This window comes from Vibrio sp. 10N.261.55.A10, from assembly GCF_041470825.1.
GTDB lineage: Bacteria > Pseudomonadota > Gammaproteobacteria > Enterobacterales > Vibrionaceae > Vibrio > Vibrio crassostreae_C.
In genome coordinates this window covers 14,289-35,159 of sequence record NZ_JBFRNC010000069.1, presented here as the reverse complement: position 1 = coordinate 35,159, position 20,871 = coordinate 14,289, and the positions used below count along the sequence as shown (strand labels likewise).

Genomic DNA, 20,871 nt, shown 5'->3' with positions numbered 1-20,871 from the left:
TTTCATGATCTTGCCCTGGGGTATTCCCTTTATGAATCAAACTCAGATTGTGAATTGATTAACAAAGGAAAGAGTTTACCGTTTGGAGGAGTAAAGGTTTATGGCAAGCATTTTCGATATGTCAGAATAAAAGCTAACGCTGAAAGCATTTTAGCATCCAAAGTGGTCTCAGATATTGTTCCATTCACGAGTGAATACATACAGAGCCTATTAGACAATCACTCGTAATTACCGCCTAAGCTCTTGTATCCTTAGCTCTAATCAAATAGAAATATAAAGGCCTTTGGCTATTTGGATGGCACACTTTCATATTGACACTCAAATTGGAAACTGAACTCGATAAATAATAAAAACCCATTAAATCAAATGCTTAAAATTGGCACATAACTTGTAACTGTATCTGTACCTTCCATCACAAGGATGTAGATATGAGAATTACAACGTTAAGTTTGCTATTAAGTGCCCCTCTAGTCGCCAACGCAGCGCCATTCGATACCTGCCCTAGTCAAGCATACCTCTTTCAGTCGAAACCCGTTGAAGTTTGGGGGGTAAACCTTGTAACAGGTTCAACCACTCTGTTGGAAGACGATACGGGTATGAATGCCAATATCAATGGTGTCGGTTTCGACTTTCAAGACAGATATATTTATGGCTATGACACCACCAACAAACGTTTAGTGCGTCTTGGTCAAGACTTCCAAGCAGAAGTTATCAATACCAGTGGCTTACCAACCGATCACACTTTCTATGTCGGCGACGTCTATGACCATGTTTACTACTTGTATCGTACAGGTAAAGGACTATTTACTGTTGACCTCTCTCCTTTAGACTCTGATCCGAATGCGACCGTCACGGTCAACAAAATCGCTGGTAGTCCAGCAACTGTGAGGTTGACCGACTTTGCCTTCCACCCAAGTGATGGCTCTTTATATGGTATCGATAACAACTCGGGTGGCCTGTACAGCTTCAACCCCACTACAGGCGCAGAAACCTACATTGGTGACACTGGAGAAACAGGTACATTTGGCGCAGGTTATTTCGATGTAAACGGCTACTACTACGTATCTCGAAATCAAGACGGTAAGATTTACCGAATCAACTTATCTACTGACAACGCGACCAATATCGCTGCTGGGATTGTTCCGGCGGTTGAATTTGTATCGAATGGCCCAGCTTCTGGTCAAAATGATGGCGCTCGTTGTGCGAATGCGCCTGTTGTAGATGAAGATTCAAACATCGACTTCGGTGACGCGCCAGATAGCTACCTGACTCTTCTCGCAAGTAATGGCCCTCGACATGAACTGGATGGCGTCACATGGTTAGGTACAACACCTCCAGATGCGGATCTAGATGGTTATGTCACACCTCAATCAGATGAAACTGTCGGGGTGGATGATGAATGGGCCAACGGTGGTATCGGTTTTGTTACCGCGCTTGAAGCCGGACTTGATTCAAAAGTAGTAATTGAAGCTTCAACAACTGGTTACCTTTCAGCTTGGATAGACTGGAACCAAGATGGCAGCTTCGATGGTGCTGACGAACAAGTATTTACCGACTACCAACTGGATGCGGGTGAGAATGACCTGTTCCTAAATGTCGATATCAACGCACTGACCGGTACTACCTGGGCTCGATTTAGATTCAGTCAACAAACCAACCTAAGTTACTTTGGCGGTTCAACCTCTGGTGAGGTGGTCGATATTCAAGTCGATGTTCTTAACGATGGTGCCACTGCTCGTTACTTCCCAAGTGCTTCTGGTTACGCAACGCTCGCGTACGAAGATAACTGGCCATATAAAGCAGATTACGACATGAACGATGCTGTTCTTATGTATCGCATTACTGAGATCCTTAAAGATGGAAAAGTCGTTAAGTCCACTATCGACGGCCGCCTAGCTGCTGTCGGGGCAACGTACAGAAATGGTTTTGCTGTTCGACTTCCTAACCTAGACCCGAGCTTAGTGAGTAATGGCAGCTCTTACATGAAACACAACGGTGTATTCACTGACCTTGACCTAGAAGATGGACGTAGTGAAGCAATCTTTGTTATCGCCAATGACCTGACAGAAAAAATCAGCACTGGCTGTACCTTCTACCGCACCAGTAATGGATGTAAAGAGGATGAGCAGTTCTCATTCCAAATTGGTATTACTTTAGCCGGTGACGGTGTGAGCACAGGCAGCTGGACCGATATGCCTTACGACCCGTTCATTTTCGCAACGCCTGGTTATTATCACGGTGAAAACCTACCTCTACATCCAGGACGCAGCTGGGAGGTTCACTTGCCAGACCAAGCTCCAACCGAAGCATTTGATACCACTAACCTCTTTGAAGCTGGTTTAGGCGTCGATGACAGTAATCCATCAACAGGTAAATACTTCAAAACAGTAGAAAACCACCCTTGGGCACTAATAGTGACTTCGGATGACGAATGGGAGTGGCCTTTAGAGTACGTCGATATTGTTACCGCTTACCCAGAGTTTAAAGAATACGCAGAATCCGGCGGTGAAACGAACCAAACATGGTACCAATCACCTGCAGACAACCAACGTTACGAACCATAAGGAGAGACGTTATGACTATTCACACTAAACAATATCGAGACAATCATTGCGTTGATTCAAGTCGCAATCTCTTTGAGGAAAAACGTATGTCTGTACAAAGCACTTGGAACATCAAGAAGTCACTAGCCGTTATTTTAGCTGCAGCGCCATTAGTATTAGCCGGCTGTGGAGGCGGCGGCGGTGGAGGTGGGGGCGGAAGTACATCTACGGCATCACCATCTACACCCTCGACACCTGCAACTCCGTCGAATCCGGTAACAGCAACGCCTTCGCCGTCTCCCGCGACAAGTGCGGTAGCAGCGCAGAGCTATACGATGAGTGATTTGGTGGTACCTGATGGATTTGACTACAACTCTGTTGAACAGTTTGATCTCAACATTGACATCAGCAGCATTTCGACAGACCGTTCTTTTGTGACCGTTTATAGCCGCTTTAGTACAAGAGATGACTCAACCTTGAAGCCGGATTACTCCAGCAAGGTCATTGCGGGCCCACTAGATAACGGTGTGTTCGCCTCCAACTTTGCAGCACCAGTAAACCATGACGCACTCTTGATAGAGATTTGGTTTTACGATGGTCAACCTCCATTACAACAAGTGGTTTCTAGCGGCGACTCTCAGATTGTCTGGCAGTAAATTGTTGAACAGCAGGTAACTTGTCGTTAGCGAGATCTCTGACGAAACAGAGTCAAAATGGATTGTTTGTAAGTAGGAAGTGAGCAGAAATGCTCACTTTTTTATTTTCGTCGAAGAGCAGTTAATTCAGCTTTCTTAGCGAGTAGCATTCACTTTACCACCAACCTCACTTATATTTTCAACATAACCTTCAAAGACTTACTCTCATGAAACAGTTAAAAATAGGTCTATTTATCTTAATGTGTGGCGTAGGCGTGTTAGTTGCCCTTGCCTATTTCCCGCTAACATCAGAGACGGGGCAACGTATTCAAGCCAAAGTAATTTCGAACACGCTTACTCAATCCTTAGATGGGCACAGGCGTTATCTGACGGTTCAGACAAAAGATAATGACGTATTTCGGCTCTCTATTGCTCCTACCACAGACTGCCCTATTGATTCTGTGGTCGCGCTTGATACATTAAACAATCAAATAACCGGACAAAGCAGTTATCAGTTCATCCACTGTCGAGCTGCACAGTAGCCATCGATGCAACAACGGTATTCGTAAAGCAACTGTATTCGCAAAAGCAACAGTAATCGCTCTACCACTGTATTCGCTAAAACAGTAAGAATCGCTAAAACAACAAGAATGGATATAACAATAATGAATCAGCCACTCATCTCACCACAACAACTTCAACAACGTTTGCTAGCAGAAGACAATATCATCATCCTCGACGCCAGCATCGAGTTTCAAATTCCAAGCGAGTCAGAAAAGATCAAAGGACAAATGATTCCTGGTGCTATTCGTTTTGACTACGACAAAGACTTTTGTAACAAGCACACTCTGCTTCCTCACATGTTTCCGAGCGAAAAACACTTCAACACTCGCGCAAAAGAAATTGGCATCAATCAAGACAGTACGATTGTGGTTTACGATAACTCCGGAACCTTCGCTTCTCCTCGTGCGTGGTGGATGTTTATGGCAATGGGACACAACGACGTATTCATCTTAGATGGCGGTTTGCCAGCTTGGATCGAAGCCGGTTACGCGACCGAGACTGACTATCGCACCGAAGTAAAAGCGGGCAATTTTGAAGGCCATATTCAAGACAACTACTTTGTCAGTGCTCAGCAGATTGAAGGTTACTCAACTGACAAGAGTGCAAACATTGTAGATGCTCGTTCTCAAGCTCGTTTCGATTCAGAAGTTCCTGAACCACGTGAAGGCTTGCGTAGTGGCCATATACCGAATTCTATTTGCCTACCATTTGCCCAAGTACTCAAAAACGGCAAGTTAAAGTCCCAAGAAGAGCTTATTGATATCTTTTCAACGCTAGAATTAACGCCTTCTCAACCTATGTTCTTTAGCTGTGGCTCTGGCGTAACAGCTTGCATCATATTATTAGCCGCTAAACTCGCTGGCTATAACGGTGAAATGGGTGTTTACGATGGTTCATGGACGGAATGGGGTGCTAACGACAAACTCCCTATCGCCGTGACTAAAAAGTAATTCAACTTCGCTTAATGCAACTATTAGAATATACTGCGCATGCATAAAGAGCTTACTGATAATGATGGCTCCACGTCTCATGAAGTAAGCCTCTATGTCGCAGTTAACGCTATGTTCATTTGAGACCAAGACTCGATTCACGCCGTTTGATTTGTAACCCACATCAACTTGCTAACCATAATTCGTGATTAATCATAAACTAATCGTTATCGACGTTATGAATACTAATTTTTCACTCAAGAATCTCTGCTCGTAGTCGTTACACTATTTAATCATTAATACTTTCATCATTGATGTTTGTATTTTTCGTTGCATGAATCGCGCTGACAACCCAATAGTTTGTCACTTGCAGTCTGTTAAAAGTAGTAACCAACAAAGGCACCTCATGGCTCTATTTAAGCAAAATATCTGGTCGCTGTACGCGTTTGTCGTACTACTGACCCTGATACTTTTCGCCGCGTTGGGAATAACAAACTGGAAAGCAAACAGAGACGACTTCATAGAGCAGCAACACATTCAGGTTGAGCTTTTTTCTAGCTCCGTCAACTCGCTGCTGACCAGTCAAGAAGCCTTGTTAGAAGTGGTTGGCCATCAACTGGCTCAACAGTCTGATTTCACACGTACTGCATCTATCCAGATTAGGCCAATATTAGACAAGCTACTTGAGACCCACCCTGCGATAGCAGCGTTTGGCTTGTTGAACACCGACGGTGATTACCTCTCGATTAGCTCAAATCTCGAACTTGCGAATCAAAGGAACTTGCTGCAATACGCGCCAACCAGAGGCTCCTTCCTAGACGCCCTATCAAGCAGTAGCATGGTGCTTGGCCGTACCTATTTTCAAGATTCGTTGAATAGCTTAGTCATCCCGCTGAGAAAATCCATTTCAATCGATGGCAAGAAAACCGATGCAGTAATGACCGCAGGGCTACGATTAGACGCAACGATCGTATTTGAAAATAATGCTCACGCCGGAAGTTTCAATACACTAAGCCTGATCAGAAAAGACAGCTATCGCCAGTTTTATTCAAGTGATATTGAATCTGAGAGTGCCTATTCCTCTCCAGTCGGCAAAGATGTCATACAGCGTATTGCAAGTATCTTTACCGACCACTTCGGAATTAGCGTACAAGAAGCGATGAATGGGCAAGAAACCTATTCTTTTGTCGTCGACGATGAAGAGTACCACTCTTTGATGAGCGCGAAATACATCCCAAACTACAAATTATGGGTGGTAGGACGTACGGATCTAACTCACGTCGATAGTATATTCATACAAGAGTTCAGCATTCTTTTCGTTGCCTTTATTTTTCTTCAGTTTGGTTTCTACTTTTTGGTTAAGTCGATTGCCAAGAATGAACAACGGACTCGTAGCCAACTCATTTATCAGGCGAACCATGACCCTTTAACCTCTCTGCCAAACCGTTTGTACATGCGTAGAAACATTGGTAAATGGATTGACGATGAGTCAGAGCCGTTTTCGCTGTTGTTTATCGATATCGATAACTTTAAATGCGTCAATGACACCCACGGGCATGACTTTGGAGATAAGGTTCTCAAACAGATCGCTTTGCGTTTGATGAGGTTCCGATCTCGCCTCAGCCTATTGGTACGTGAATCCAGTGATGAGTTTTTGTTCTTGACGCCCTTGTCGAATGAAGCTGAAATTAAACGACTCGCCAAGCGCATTATTGAAGTGCTTTCTCAACCTTATGAAGTTGAAAGCGCTCAGTTTTTGTTAGGTTGCAGCATCGGCGTAGCGCGTTTCCCAGAACACGGAAAAGATCTGGATAGCCTGTTACGTTCTGCCGATATTTCAATGTACAAAGCGAAACAGCAGCAAAACTCGTACAGTATTTTCACAACGGAAATGCAAGATGCTCATCTCTACAAAATGAAAGTAGAACAAAAGCTACGCATCGCTATCGAGAAACAAACGCTGTTCATGGTTTTCCAACCACTGGTTCGAGCAAATGAGAGTATTCACGGTGTAGAAGCACTCGTGCGCTGGATTGATGAGGAATTGGGTTTTGTTCCGCCAGATGTCTTTATACCGATAGCAGAGAACACGGGTTTAATGCAAAAACTGGGGACTTTTATTATTGAGTCCAGCATTATGCAGATCGCCCACTTGCACCGAACAACAGAACAAAAGATCGGGCTGTCGATCAACATATCAGTGCGTCAGTTTTCTCATCAATCCTTCTCTGAGCACTTGTTCGCGACACTAGAAAAGTATCAACTCTCTCCTAGCTGTTTAACGCTAGAAATTACCGAGAGCTTGTTCATTGAAGATGTGACTTTGGTGAAACCGACTTTTGAAGCCCTCAAAGAGAAGAATATAAAGATCTCTTTAGATGATTTCGGGACAGGTTATTCATCACTAAGTATGTTGAAAGCACTGCCTATCGATGAACTTAAAATCGATAAGAGCTTTATTGAGAACATTGCTGTCGATCAGCAGTCACTCACCATGGTGCAAAACATCATCGCAATCGGTAAGAACTTCGGCATGGTGGTATTAGCAGAAGGCGTAGAATCAAACGAACACTTCGCAATTCTAAAGGCATGTGGATGTGACTTAATGCAAGGCTATTACTTCTCTCGCCCTATTCCTTATTATGAGCTGGCTACTCACCTAAACAAGAAAGTGACCGAGCACGCGGAATGTTCTGTTTAAGAACGCGAGTTAAATAGACGAGCTAAATAAGGTAGGCAGATAAACACCTACCTTATTTTCTAGATATTTTCTGTTCGGTTATTTATTCATTTCACTTTTTATTCATTTCACTATGCATAACATCGATCAACTGTCCGGAAGGATCTCCTGATAATTCCCAAGTAAAAATGCCGCCTAGGTCTGATTTCTTCGCCCATTCTGCCTTTGCTTTAATAGAACGCTGATCTTCAAAAGATATGAATACTTTTTTATCTGGGTTCCACAAATAAGGTGCTTGAGCTTGCTCATCATACTTATACTCATAACCTTGTTTGTTGCTGTAGTTATTCATAAGATCCCAAAACATGAAGTAACCGTTTTCACCGGTACCAAACTGCGCCCCTTGTTCAGAAACTAGGTCACCTTTAGGCAGCTCTCCAGCAAAGTCTTTTGTCCCTTGCCAACCTCGACCATAAAAAGCCGCCCCGATCACGAGCTTCTCGCTAGGAATACCTTGCTCTATCATCTGATTAATGAAGACATCAGCTCCCATTCCCCACCAACTACGCTCGGTGGCATGTAAGTTTGTTGTGTGACCTGTTTGAGTTCCCCAGCCTCCGAGGAAGTCATACGTCATCGCAAACATGTTCGTCAGATATGGGCTAGCTGCGTTCCAGTCAATTTGAGCTGCCTTAGCACCAACACCGACAGCCGTTGAAAGCTCGTAATCTCTTTGAGTCGTCTTTGATAGAGCGTCCAAATCACTTCTGATTGTTTTTACTAAAAGAGTAAAAGCTTCACGCTCTAGCGCTTTTTGCTCATCCGTTAGTTTCGTCTCTGGGTTCCAAGGCGAAGTGGTTAAGCCGCCGCCTCCTGGGTATTCCCAATCAAGATCAATACCATCAAAGAAGTCGTATTTTTGGATCAATTCAACAGCAGTTTTTGAAAAGTGCGCAATGGCTTGAGGATCTTTCGCCATCGCATGGAAAGGTTCAGACATTGTCCACCCTCCAAATGAGGGCAAAATTTTGATATTTTGATTGTCGGCCTTCAGTTGAGCTAACTGGGCAAAGTGACCTTTATAGGCGACATCAACACCCACGTCTCCGAAATCGACTTCTAACGCAGCTTCTTTATCCACAATAATCGCGGTATATGGTTGTTTGTCTGCACATTGCTGCTGAATTTGTTTTTGGACGGGCTCACCAGCACCGCTATGAGGACCACACATGCTCAAGAAGGCGTAAATAATATGTGAGAGCTTGTCTGCAGGTATGTCGTCAACGGTATAAGGGTTGTCTTTATTCAGATATTGCCAATCCGCAAAATACCCTGCGACGACTTTATCATCGGCATGTACTGTAGGTGTGAGCATACAAACCGTGGCTATTGAGCTAAGCCCAAAGATAGAAATAGATTTAAAGATAGAACTTGATTGGTCACTGTTGCTAGAAATAGCGTGTGTGATAAATGACAGTTTCATAATTATCTCCTTTAGTGTGGCTTAACATTAAAGAGTGATAATTCTTTCAACCGCTGAACAAATTCACTATTCGAGTCATGTCTAATAGTTATCCCCCTTATTGCACTGGTTTCATCAGGGGAATTTCCATGATTACTCAAATAGTGAATTCAACGAAGCTTAAGTATCTTACGATTCACTGCTGTTTGGTTTATTCACGCTAAGTTGTTCGTCCAAGTTAAGTACCGTCAAAGCATTACTTACGCTGGTCGCTATCACATCGACCACACCGGTTCTTAGTGCGCCTAATAGAGCTAATGGCTTACTGTTCTCCGCTGCAATGGCAATGACTTCCGCTATTGGGCGAAATTCTTCCAAGGCCAAACCAATCACACGGTCACTCATTACTGTGTTTGCTGTTTTACCGTGAACATCGAAAAAGTCATAACCCGCAAAGTCACCGACGACACCTTGTAATAAACGAGATTGAACGACCTCACCTGCGGTAAACCAGCCTAAGTCGACCATATAGCTGTTTTCGCTCATATCACCGATACCGACCAAAGCGACATCGGCTTTTCGAGCGAGATCGAGGGTCTGCTTAACGGTGCTGTTTTCCATGAATGCGGTTTTTTGCGCTTTATTCTCGGCATAAGCGGGCGCGTATAAGGTTTCAGAAGATCCACCGTACTTTTTGGCTAACTGCCTGCATATATGGTCGGCATTAAACATACCGCCTCTTGGGTGAATACCGCCGATACCACACACGAATTTGCAGTCTCGTGGCGTAATGACGCCAGTGTGATGAGCAACAGACGATACGTTTCGCCCTTGTCCTACTGTCACTACCATGCCGTTTTTCAGTGTACTGGTAAGGTAGTTAGACACTAAACCAGCAACCTGTAATCGCTGCTTCTCTTCATTTGGTTGGTCTAGTGCCACAAGCGCACGCTTTACACCAAATCGTTCGATCAAACGTTGCTCGATCTTCGCACTAAAGACGGGGTGATATTTCACGGTGATCTCAACAATGCCCTCATCTCGGGCTTGCTTGAGCATTCGACCAACCTTTGCACGGGAGATAGAGTACTTTTTAGATATCTCTTCTTGCGTGGCACCATCTTGATAATAAGCAACCGCTACTTCAGTGAGGAGATCAGTGTTTTCTTCGGAAACATCTTGGATATTCTTACTCATATACCACTCAACCAATATTTAACAATTATTTTACCTGCTTGAAGAACAAATGTTCGATGCTTAAGCAAGTGATACACAAGTTTACACCCCAAACATATGTAACAGCAAGGTACATTTGCTCATAGTCATAACCATGGTTTTGTTGTTGATTAATTCACCTCACTTTGCTCGTTAAACGTTTGCTTGCATAGCCCATGATTACTAGAGCGAAATATATTTGACTGAAGTCACCATACAGTACTATTTACCGTTGACTTTGGGGCTAGATCGGATAAATATGGCTACATCATTTACTCATCGAGCGATCAAATGTTCTGTGCAAATGTTCGTTCGGAGAAAAATTTAAATTAATGTAAGTTTGGCTCACTGGTACAACCATTGAGAACTTCATTAGTTAGCTTGCAAATGCCCACACCTCTCCCATTAATGAGGTGTTATGCGATACATAGGATGATCAAAATGAGCAATAAATTAGAGCAACTTCGTAAACTAACAACTGTTGTAGCTGACACTGGCGATATCGAAGCTATCAGCAAGTACACTCCTGAAGATGCAACAACTAACCCATCTCTAATTCTTAAAGCTGCTCAAATTGCTGAGTACGCTCCTCTAATCGATGCTTCTATCGAATACGCAAAAGCGCAAAGCGGTGATAAAGCACAGCAAGTTCAAGATACTTGCGACATGCTTAACGTGAACATCGGTAAAGAAATCCTAAAAGTTGTACCTGGCCGTATCTCTACTGAAGTAGATGCTCGTCTTTCTTACGACATGGAAGGCAGCGTTGCTAAAGCTCGTCAACTTATCAAAATGTACAACGACGCTGGTATCACTAACGACCGCATCCTTATCAAACTGGCTTCTACTTGGGAAGGCATCCGTGCTGCTGAAATCCTAGAGAAAGAAGGCATCAACTGTAACCTAACGCTTCTATTCTCTTTCGCTCAAGCTCGCGCTTGTGCTGAAGCTGGCGTATTCCTAATCTCTCCTTTCGTTGGTCGCATCATGGACTGGTACAAAGCGAAAGAAGGTCGTGATTTCGAAGCTTCAGAAGATCCAGGCGTAATCTCTGTTTCAGATATCTACAACTACTACAAAGACCACGGCTACAAAACTGTTGTTATGGGCGCAAGCTTCCGTAACATCGGCGAGATCCTTGAACTTGCTGGTTGTGACCGTCTAACTATCGCTCCGCAACTTCTAGCAGACCTAGAAGCAGCAGAAGGCGAAGTATTAGAGAAGCTTATCGACTCTAACGGTACTAAAGAGCGTCCAGCGGCGATGACTCACGCTGAGTTCCTATGGGATCACAACCAAGACGCAATGGCTGTAGAGAAGCTAGCTGAAGGCATCCGCAACTTCGCAGTTGACCAAGGCAAACTAGAAGACATGATCGCAGCTAAGCTGTAATCACTCTCACCAATTTCAAATAGGGGAACGTTCAGTTCCCCTACTTTTATCAATTTGTTTATCTTAATTTTTATTCGGAAGTTTCTATGAACCGCAAACATCTAGCTAACGCTATTCGTGCTCTAAGCATGGACGGCGTACAACAAGCAAACTCTGGTCACCCAGGCGCTCCTATGGGTATGGCTGACATCGCTGAAGTTCTTTGGCGCTCTCACCTAAACCACAATCCATCTAACCCAGAGTGGGCTGACCGCGACCGTTTCGTACTTTCAAACGGCCACGGCTCTATGCTGATTTACTCTCTGCTTCACCTAGCAGGTTACGAGCTTTCAATTGAAGATCTTAAGAACTTCCGTCAACTGCACTCTAAGACTCCAGGTCACCCAGAGTACGGTTACGCACCAGGTATCGAGACGACTACTGGTCCTTTAGGTCAAGGCATCACTAACGCTGTTGGTATGGCAATGGCTGAGAAAGCGCTTGCGGCACAATTCAACAAAGAAGGCCACGACATCGTAGACCACTACACTTATGCATTCATGGGTGATGGCTGTCTGATGGAAGGTATCTCTCACGAAGCATGTTCTCTAGCAGGTACGTTAGGTCTTGGTAAGCTGGTTGCTTTCTGGGATGACAACGGTATCTCTATCGATGGTGAAGTTGAAGGTTGGTTCTCTGACGATACACCTAAGCGTTTCGAAGCTTACGGCTGGCACGTAATCCCAGCGGTAGATGGCCACGACTCTGATGCTATCAACGCAGCGATTGAAGCGGCTAAAGCAGATCCTCGCCCTACTCTAATCTGTACTAAAACAGTGATTGGCTTTGGTTCTCCAAACAAATCAGGTACGCACGACTGTCACGGTGCACCACTAGGCGCTGAAGAAATTGCAGCAACACGTAAAGAATTAGGTTGGGAGCACGGTCCTTTTGAAATTCCGTCGGAAGTTTACTCAGAGTGGGATGCGAAAGAAGCAGGCGCAGCTAAGGAAGCAGCGTGGAACGAGAAACTTGCAGCTTATGAAGCAGCATACCCTGAGCTGGCAGCTGAATTCAAACGCCGCGTAAACGGTGACCTACCAGCTGAGTGGGAAGAGAAAGCATCGGCAATCATCGCTGATCTTCAAGCTAACCCAGCAAACATCGCATCACGTAAAGCATCTCAAAATGCTCTAGAAGCGTTCGGTGCTATGCTACCTGAATTCATGGGCGGCTCGGCTGACCTTGCGCCTTCTAACCTGACTATGTGGTCTGGTTCTAAGTCTCTTGAAGCAAACGACTTCTCTGGTAACTACATCCACTACGGTGTACGTGAATTCGGTATGACGGCTATCATGAACGGTATCGCTCTGCACGGTGGTTTCGTACCATACGGCGCAACGTTCCTAATGTTCATGGAATACGCGCGTAACGCAATGCGTATGGCTGCTCTGATGAAAGTTCAGAACATCCAAGTTTACACGCACGACTCTATCGGCTTAGGCGAAGATGGTCCTACTCACCAACCGGTTGAACAGATCGCTTCTCTACGTCTAACGCCAAACATGAGCACATGGCGCCCATGTGACCAAGTTGAGTCTGCTGTTGCTTGGAAACTGGCTATTGAGCGTAAAGATGGTCCTTCATCTTTAATCTTCTCTCGTCAAAACCTTGCACAACAAGATCGTGACGCTGAGCAAGTAGCAAACATCGCTAAGGGTGGTTACATCCTGAAAGATTGTGAAGGCAAGCCAGAGCTTATCCTTATCGCAACGGGTTCTGAAGTTGAGCTAGCGGTTAACGCTGCTGCTGAGCTAACGGCTGAAGGTAAGAAAGTACGCGTAGTTTCTATGCCTGCTACTGATGCGTTCGACAAACAAGACGCGCAGTACCGTGAGTCTGTACTTCCATCTGACGTAACGGCACGTATCGCTGTAGAAGCTGGCATCGCTGACTTCTGGTACAAGTACGTTGGTTTCGGTGGCAAGATCATCGGTATGACAACGTTTGGCGAATCTGCACCTGCAGGTGAGCTATTCAAGATGTTCGGTTTCACTACTGAAAACGTAGTAAACACAGCGAAAGAGCTTCTAGCTTAATCTTGAATACATTGTCTCGCCCTTCAATGGGTTGATGCATACAGAAAGCCCCGCATGAAAATGCGGGGCTTTTTTTGTCTTTTCTCTCATTCGGATTAAATCTAACGGCTATTTTTCTTCGAAACGCTTTGCCAGTTGGTAGAACTCATTAACTTGTTCTTTTAGCTCTGTGGAGTGGTCTTTCACTGAATGCGTAGCAACCAAATTTTGTTCTGCCGTAGACGCGATAGACTGCATATGCAGATTGACCTCACTCGACAGCTCACGTTGCTTATGAGCAGAACTTTCAACAGACTGCATGAGTTCATTCATGGATTGCATTAGGTTTTCGACTTCCGACAAGCGCTCTGCACTTACCTTAGCAACATCACCACACGCGTCCGTTTGCTCTCGGTTCGCCAGAATATCTTTCTGCCACCCTTCAATCGTCGTTAGCATTGTATCGATGCTCTCTTTGATCTGAACCGTAGCCTTTGAGGTTCGACCCGACAATGCACGGACTTCGTCGGCAACAACGGCAAAGCCTCGTCCTTGCTCGCCCGCTCTCGCCGCTTCAATCGCAGCGTTCAGGGCCAACAAGTTGGTTTGTTCGGCGATTCCACCAATCTCTTCCATTATCTTGCTTACGCTCTGCGCTTGATCGCTCAGTTGGTAAGTCGTTTGAGTCGCCTTTTCAGCCTGAGAAGCTAGGCTCTCTAAGTTTTGATGAGTTTGATTAATGCTTTCTTTAGCGCCAGCACAGGTTTGCAAAGTCACATCAACAATCTGGTGCGCTTCTTTTGTGCGAGAAGAGACCTCATTGGCGGTGACTTCAACCTCTTCAGTCGCCTCTCGTACTTGAAGAATGTCTTTTGTTTGTTGATCTAAGGCTTCTGATACTTCAAATGACGTCGCATTTAGGTTGTCAGCCAAATCTTGTAACGGCTTGGCTGAGTCTGTCATGCGACCTAATACGGTGTGGATTCTTGCAGACAATAGTTTTAAGTGAAAATCGGCAATAGAGAACTGACTATTACCTGAATAAACAAGACGACTAACACTATCGAATTTAGATTGCAGCTTTTTCAACTGCAGTGGAGTATCAATCAGCTCTTGTCGGAAAAGCAGTGCTAATGCTGAAACAGGAAGTAGGCTCAACAACCATTGTGATACTTGCCCTACTTCAATGAGATTTGAAATTAACGGCGCAGCCAAAGAGCCTAGCAACACGGCGTAACGAACACTGTCACTGATCTTTAATGACCATTGGCGACCCGACTTTTCAGCCTTCAAGAGGCCTTGGTAAGCCTTATCTGCAACTTGTATCCATTCATTCTTTGGCTTAACACGAACAGATTGGTAGCCACTCACCTTACCATTGTCGTAAATTGGAGTTACATAAGCATCGACCCAGTAAAACCCACCAGATTTGGTTTTGTTTTTTACGATGCCACGCCAAGCTTTACCTTGCTTTAGGTTAACCCACATATCAGCAAAAGCGGCTTTCGGCATATCGTTATGCCTTACGATATTGTGGTGTTGCCCTAGCAATTCTTGTTGGCTGTATTCCGCTATGCGACAAAAAGCATCATTACTGTACGTAATCACGCCTTTTAAATCAGTGGTAGAGACAAGTTGTTCGTTTTCGCTGAGAAGCGTTTCACGAGATTGAGTAGATGAGCTGACAGTCATTATATTAACTTAGGTTAATTATTATTTTAGGCGAGGAATATATACAATTATTAAAGTTATGACAAAATGTGAACGTCACATTTTGTGTAAATGCCTGCTATTTATACAAATATTAGCTAAGTACCTCACAAAGCTAATAACTTCACTATCTTCTCATGCCAACAGTCACGACTCATCTAAGTTTACGGCAATGGTAAATTTCACGGTTCTCATTGAGACAGAGGTATGGAATTTACGAATATTCAGATCTTTGCGTAGTACTCGCTCCACAAAGTCTTCGTAGGCTTGAATGTCTTTGACCGTCACAATCAGCATGAAATCAAAGCTGCCTGATATCTGATAGCACTGCGTGACCTCTTCTGCCTTTGAAATAGAATGGCGAAAGATTTGGTAAATATCCCCTCGATCACGCTCCATTTCCACGGACACAACCAAAGTCATCTTACTGCCGGTCAGTTCTGGATTAATGATGGACACACCACCGACAATCACGCCCTCTTCTCTCAGCCGTTTCACTCGCTTTAAGCAAGCAGGCGGTGACAACCCGACCAGCTCTGCTATTGTTAAATTTCACGTCATTTAAACACTGAAAGTTACTCTCAATACCCTAATTATTGATATTTTGAGTAAAAATAATTTGAGCATGGGTATTTACTAATGACTCAGTTATTACATGCGTATTTTAAAACACCGATAATAAAAAATCATCTTATTAGTTAGAACCCAACGCCTTGTATAAAGCGCCCTCCAGAATAATAACCACGACCTAATCAATGTTATTAAACATCCAAACTATCAACTATTCATTCAACAAAACCCATTAAATAACTGACAATAGAATAAATAACACTCCTTATTTTATATTAACTCTAAATGTTGAAACCGGAACGAATAATTAATTGTAATAATTATCCATTTGATTGGTGAATTTTATAAATATATTTTGTTACATAATCAAAACTGATGGCTTGATATAATAATGTCACACAAAACAATGGCTTTAATGGTTCTAATTTTTTCCTCACTGTCACAGGCTTCCACTATTGAGAACGACGAACTATTGCTGAAGTCATTGATTAAAAGAGGTGTTATCTGTTCAGGCTTAACCTATGAGGAAAATCAAGAAGCTTTGCGTATCTATCTCAACGCTAAAAAAGTGAAGAGCACTCCGTTTGATTCAAAAAATAGAAAAGAGATAGAAGGTAAAAAACATACAACAAACACACGTCAGTTAAATAAGACACCACAAGAGTGTATTAGGCCAAACTCGGACAACAGATCCGAATAAGGCAAGTTGATACTGATATCGACATGGAAATATAAAAAGGAAATATAATGAAAATGATGAGAAAAACATTGTTGGCTTCAGCAATGCTTACTCTATTTAGCGTCAGTGGTTATGCAAAAACACCTATTGATTTAGGCGTAGTTAATGAAGACAAACTCATTGAAATGCTAGTTAGACAAGGCTTAGTCGACCAAGATGCAACCGATGCGGCAAAGCGCGATGCGCTTGACCGTTACTTGAAAAATAAAATCAATTCCGGTTTCAAAGGCGATGCTCAATTCGGAAAAAAAGCACTTGAGCAACGCGCAAAAATACTCAAAGCCATAGAAAAAGGGTCTGGCGTTAAAAAAGCGAGTGTCTTTGCTTTAGAAGTCGGCACCAAGCGCACCGATAAAGTACTCGCTCTATTGGTCGATTTCCCTGATTTGAACTGGGATGACAACAAGTTGACCGAAGAGCACACGCAGATGCTCTACGAGAGCTACAACCCTGAACATTATCAAGAGTTGTTGTTTTCAAATTCTGGCTACACAGGGCCAAATGGCGAAAACCTAATCTCGATGCGCCAATATTACCAAAGCGAATCAGGCGACAGTTACAGCGTTTCAGGTCAAGCGGCAGGTTGGTATCGCGCCTCTAAGCCTGCGTCATTCTATGGTGGCAACTCCCCTACCACCGACAACGACCTAAACGCCCAAGAACTGGTTCGTGAAGCGCTGAATCAACTGGCTCAAGATCCGAGTATCAACCTTGCCGATTACGACATCGAAGATCGTTACGATTACGACGGTGACGGAAATTTCCGCGAACCCGATGGTGTGATTGACCACCTGATGGTGTTTCATGCATCGGTAGGCGAAGAAGCCGGTGGTGGCGTGTTAGGCCCTGATGCGATTTGGTCTCACCGATTCAACCTTGGTCGCACTCATGTACTGGAAGGTACTTCTAGCTCGCTTCCAGATCGATTTGGTGGCCAATACGCGGCGTTCGATTACACCATTCAACCGATTGATGCGGCTGCAGGTGTTTGTGCCCACGAATATGGCCATGATTTAGGCTTACCAGACGAGTATGACACGCAATACACAGGCAGAGGCGAACCGGTTTCTTACTGGTCAATCATGTCTTCGGGCAGTTGGGCTGGTCAAATTGGTGGTACACAACCAACGGCATTCAGCTCTTGGGCAAAACACTTCCTACAGAAATCGATTGGCGGACGTTGGGTTAACGATGATCAGCTCTCGATTGATGACCTAGAAGACAATCCACAAGTGTATACGCTGTTCCAAACAACGGATAACAGTCGTCCTAACATGATCAAAGTGGATCTTCCTGAAAAGCAGATTGAAAGTCTGAAACCCTTTGAGGGCGAGTATTCATTCCACTCTCAAAAAGGCGATGATCTGAAAAACAGTATGACTCGCAAGTTGATGATCCCAGCGGGTGATTCTGCACTGCTGTCTTTCAAAACTTGGTATGAGATTGAAAAAGACTACGACTTTGCGCGCGTGCTAATCAACGGACAAGCCATTGCAGGAAACATTACCTCAATGGACGATCCATACAACACGGACCTCGTTCCTGCTATTGGCGGTGAATCTGGCGGATGGGTCGACGCTGAGTTCGACGTTTCACAATGGGCAGGCCAAGAAGTGGAACTGTCTTTTGAATACATCACCGATGGCGGCTTAGCAATGGAAGGCTTCTATTTAGATAACCTTGCTGTTGTTGTCGATGGTGAAGTGACCTCAATAGACGATGGTGAAAGCAACTCCACCTTCGCCCTTAATGGTTACAAGCTGAGTAATGGATTCCATCAAGCGCAGCACTACTATCTATTGCAATGGCGCAGCCACATGGATGTTGATGAAGGCCTAGCGAACATCAAACGCATGGGACAACTGATGTCATTCGACCCTGGCTTGATCATTTGGTACGTCGACGAATCACTAACCGACAACTGGGTAGGTAAACACCCTGGTGAAGGTTGGTTAGGCGTGGTCGATGCAGACCAAAATGCCATGGTGTGGGCAAACTCTGGTGAAGCGGCTCAAACACGCTACCAAGTTCGAGACGCAGCGTTTTCACTCAAAGATCATACTCCAATGCGTCTTGTAAACAGCGACAACGATGTACTCGAAGATACCAGTTTGGTTGGCAATGCTAGCTTCTCGGATGACCAAGATTACACATCGCCTCAAGCACCAGATTCAGGACGCATCCTGACGGAGTTTGGTTTAGCGGTCGATATTGTGAATCAGAGTGATAACAACGAATACGGTGTGGTTCGCTTATCTAAAGTAAGCCAACACAACATCGTTCCTACTGCGAACTTCGAGCTTAATGTGACTGGTCTGACTGTTTCTGCAAACAACTTCAGCTCAGACCAAGACGGTGAGATCGCCCGTTACCTATGGGACTTTGGGAACGGCACAACAAGTAACGAAGTGGCACCAACTTGGTCTTACGAGCAAGCGGGCGAATACACGGTGAACTTGACTGTTGTCGACGACAAAGGCGCTACCGCTTCATTTAGCTCCGTAGTGAGTGTTGAATCTCCAAACGCCCTTCCAGAAGTGAGCGCGAAGTACATTCACTTGGGCCGCTGGGTAACCATGTGGTCTACAAGTTCAGACAGCGATGGTCGTATTGTTGATACCGAGTGGACACTTCCAAACGGAAAGGTGAAACGAGGTCGCACATTCACGTCAATCTTCCCTTCATACGGAAAGCACGAGGTGACACTGAAGATAATCGATGACCAAGGTGGGATTACCACTAAGACAATTTTGGTCGACCTGTAAATCATCGCTGGCTCTGTCATGCGTATTTACAACACAAGCTTAAGTACTGTTGTCACAGGATATAAGCCACGACAGCAGTTTTAAGAAAACGTTATTATTTAAGCCGTAAGCAAAGGCCCTACCGATTTGGTAGGGCTTTTTATTGGTCGCAGTTCGAGATACTAGGGTTTTAATCACAGTAACGAAGTTACTGAATCACAGTAACGAAGTTACTGAACCACCATTAGATGATCCATTACACAGGCTGCTTTTGAATACGCGATTTACGAGCACTGAATGCGAACAGCAAGATAACAGCTAACACGAATGGTAATACGTAGATATTGAGGTTCTGCCACCCTGCTGTCGATTCTAGCCAGCCAGAGAGCATCGCTGTAATCGTCACACAGCCAAAGACAATAAATTCATTAAACGCTTGTGCCTTAGCTTTATTCTGCGATTGGTAGGACTGACTAAACAAACCTGTTGCCGCGATAAACATAAAGTTCCAACCGACACCAAGCACAACTAGAGCCGCTCTGAAGTGCCAGATAGATTCGCCATGAATGTTAATCGCGATACAGACGACGAACAGAACCCCGCCTGCCAAGATCATCATTCTTGAGCCAAACTTCTCGATAAGTGAACCAGTAAAGAATGCAGGAACAAACATCCCCAATACGTGCCACTCAATGACGCCCGCTGCTTTGGTAAAGTCAAAACCACAACCAATCATTGCCAATGGCGTTGCTGTCATCAGGATATTCATCACCGCATAAGCGACCATGGCAGCAAACACTGCGCCAATAAAGTTAGGCGCTTTTACTATCACACTGAGAGGATCGGATTTAGGTGCCTGACTATTAAAAGAGACTTTTGGAAACTGAATTGTTTGTAAGATGAGTAACGCAAGAATGTTCAATCCAATCAAAGAAGCAAAAGCACCAATGTACAAGCCATCTTGCGACCACTGTTGCGACATAATCGCCAAATTTGGTCCTAATACCGCGGCTAAAACGCCACCAGCCATCGAGATAGAGATCGCTCGGTGACGGGCATTTTCATCACACACCTCGATTGCAGCAAAACGATAAAGCGTGCCAAAACCTATGCCTATCCCAAGTAAGAACGTAGCGAAACAAAACAGATAGAAATTTTGCTGAGACAGTGCGTAGGTGGCAAGACTAGCTCCTGTAATGCCAACCACATTACCAATGCTAAATCCTCTCTTTCTCCCTAACTTGCCTGAAATTAAAGATGCTGGAATAGTGGCTGCCATTAGACCCAAAAACTGCAGTGCAACCGGCAAGGTGATCATGCTGACACTGGGTGCAATCTGCTTACCGATCAAACCAATCACAGAGATCAGTAATATGTTACCCGTCATCAACAAGGCCTGACACAGTGAAAGCAGCCAAACATTTCTATTCATCTTCGTTCCTAAATATGAGCACAGTTGGTCAATAGACCAAAAATTCAACAAAGTCGCAACACTTTGTTACTCATAGCAACTCTACAAAGCGACCAATAGACCAATATAAAGTGCTACCACCACATGACTTTGATTAGCGTTACTTAAGACGCTAGAGTTGAAATTATCATTACTTAAGATAATAATAATTTTCTGTTAT

Annotated in this window: 13 protein-coding genes and 2 pseudogenes; 10 read left to right on the top strand and 5 right to left on the bottom strand. The window is 44.3% G+C overall.

Annotated features, from left to right (window positions below):
- The 6 genes and pseudogenes from AB4274_RS19450 to AB4274_RS19425 form a co-directional block, all read left to right on the top strand.
- Positions 1 to 228: pseudogene (locus tag AB4274_RS19450) on the top strand (hypothetical protein); the annotation flags it as partial.
- A gap of 200 nt (positions 229 to 428) precedes the next feature.
- Positions 429 to 2,564 carry an LruC domain-containing protein gene (locus AB4274_RS19445; protein ID WP_372112994.1) on the top strand — a complete coding sequence of 712 codons (2,136 nt, stop codon included), beginning with the start codon at positions 429 to 431 and terminating at the stop codon, positions 2,562 to 2,564.
- An 11-nt stretch (positions 2,565 to 2,575) separates the two neighbouring features.
- Positions 2,576 to 3,199: a hypothetical protein gene (locus AB4274_RS19440; protein ID WP_372112993.1), complete on the top strand. Its 624-nt coding sequence runs from the start codon at positions 2,576 to 2,578 to the stop codon at positions 3,197 to 3,199.
- A gap of 206 nt (positions 3,200 to 3,405) precedes the next feature.
- Positions 3,406 to 3,720 carry a hypothetical protein gene (locus tag AB4274_RS19435; protein ID WP_017061706.1) on the top strand — a complete coding sequence of 105 codons (315 nt, stop codon included), beginning with the start codon at positions 3,406 to 3,408 and terminating at the stop codon, positions 3,718 to 3,720.
- Between the two features lie 123 nt (positions 3,721 to 3,843).
- On the top strand, positions 3,844 to 4,692 hold the full coding sequence (locus tag AB4274_RS19430) for a sulfurtransferase (protein WP_017065718.1): 849 nt from the start codon (positions 3,844 to 3,846) through the stop codon (positions 4,690 to 4,692).
- Positions 4,693 to 5,077: 385 nt separating this feature from the next.
- Positions 5,078 to 7,372 carry a putative bifunctional diguanylate cyclase/phosphodiesterase gene (locus AB4274_RS19425; RefSeq protein WP_372112991.1) on the top strand — a complete coding sequence of 765 codons (2,295 nt, stop codon included), beginning with the start codon at positions 5,078 to 5,080 and terminating at the stop codon, positions 7,370 to 7,372.
- A 91-nt stretch (positions 7,373 to 7,463) separates the two neighbouring features.
- On the opposite strand, the gene AB4274_RS19420 is transcribed toward AB4274_RS19425, so the two are convergent.
- Positions 7,464 to 8,834, bottom strand: coding sequence for a glycoside hydrolase family 18 protein (locus tag AB4274_RS19420; protein WP_017065720.1), 1,371 nt, complete (start codon positions 8,832 to 8,834; stop codon positions 7,464 to 7,466).
- 168 nt (positions 8,835 to 9,002) lie between these two features.
- Positions 9,003 to 10,010: a sugar-binding transcriptional regulator gene (locus AB4274_RS19415; RefSeq protein WP_017061711.1), complete on the bottom strand. Its 1,008-nt coding sequence runs from the start codon at positions 10,008 to 10,010 to the stop codon at positions 9,003 to 9,005.
- A gap of 459 nt (positions 10,011 to 10,469) precedes the next feature.
- On the opposite strand from AB4274_RS19415, the gene tal reads away from it, so the two are divergent.
- Complete coding sequence (gene tal, locus AB4274_RS19410) at positions 10,470 to 11,420, top strand: transaldolase (protein WP_017071458.1); 951 nt, start codon at positions 10,470 to 10,472, stop codon at positions 11,418 to 11,420.
- Between the two features lie 86 nt (positions 11,421 to 11,506).
- The gene (gene tkt, locus AB4274_RS19405) at positions 11,507 to 13,498 is read left to right on the top strand and encodes a transketolase (RefSeq protein WP_372112989.1); all 1,992 of its coding nucleotides are present in this window, start codon (positions 11,507 to 11,509) and stop codon (positions 13,496 to 13,498) included.
- A 108-nt stretch (positions 13,499 to 13,606) separates the two neighbouring features.
- Here tkt and AB4274_RS19400 read toward each other — a convergent pair whose 3' ends face one another.
- Entirely contained in the window at positions 13,607 to 15,169 is a 1,563-nt protein-coding gene (locus AB4274_RS19400) for a methyl-accepting chemotaxis protein (protein ID WP_372112987.1), read from the bottom strand.
- A gap of 165 nt (positions 15,170 to 15,334) precedes the next feature.
- Positions 15,335 to 15,739 (bottom strand): annotated as a pseudogene (locus AB4274_RS19395) (Lrp/AsnC family transcriptional regulator); the annotation flags it as partial.
- A 409-nt stretch (positions 15,740 to 16,148) separates the two neighbouring features.
- Between AB4274_RS19395 and AB4274_RS19390 the strand changes: the two are divergent.
- Together AB4274_RS19390 and AB4274_RS19385 are read left to right on the top strand one after the other, a co-directional pair.
- On the top strand, positions 16,149 to 16,457 hold the full coding sequence (locus AB4274_RS19390; protein WP_372112985.1) for a hypothetical protein: 309 nt from the start codon (positions 16,149 to 16,151) through the stop codon (positions 16,455 to 16,457).
- 47 nt (positions 16,458 to 16,504) lie between these two features.
- Positions 16,505 to 19,261: an immune inhibitor A domain-containing protein gene (locus AB4274_RS19385; protein WP_372112983.1), complete on the top strand. Its 2,757-nt coding sequence runs from the start codon at positions 16,505 to 16,507 to the stop codon at positions 19,259 to 19,261.
- A gap of 235 nt (positions 19,262 to 19,496) precedes the next feature.
- Here the strand turns inward: AB4274_RS19385 and AB4274_RS19380 are convergent, their stop codons facing one another.
- On the bottom strand, positions 19,497 to 20,672 hold the full coding sequence (locus AB4274_RS19380; protein WP_017064421.1) for an MFS transporter: 1,176 nt from the start codon (positions 20,670 to 20,672) through the stop codon (positions 19,497 to 19,499).
- Positions 20,673 to 20,871 lie beyond the last annotated feature (199 nt).